This window comes from Paraburkholderia sp. BR10937, from assembly GCF_040965695.1.
Lineage (GTDB): Bacteria > Pseudomonadota > Gammaproteobacteria > Burkholderiales > Burkholderiaceae > Paraburkholderia.
On sequence record NZ_JBFRCL010000301.1, the window covers coordinates 1 to 223 of the forward strand.

Consider the following 223-nt stretch of genomic DNA (forward strand, 5'->3'; position numbering starts at 1 on the left):
GCGAAGTTGAAGTGTTTGTGATGATGCAATCTCCCCGCGGCTAGACGGAAAGACCCCATGAACCTTTACTGTAGCTTTGCATTGGACTTTGAACCGGTTTGTGTAGGAGAGGTGGGAGGCTGTGAAGTGTGGACGCTAGTCTGCATGGAGCCGTCCTTGAAATACCACCCTGATCTGTTTGAGGTTCTAACCTTGGTCCGTGATCCGGATCGGGGACAGTGCA

Annotated in this window: 1 rRNA gene; it reads left to right on the plus strand. The window is 52.0% G+C overall.

What is annotated here, in order from left to right:
- Window positions 1-223 (plus strand): 23S ribosomal RNA (locus AB4Y44_RS43055); the annotation flags it as partial.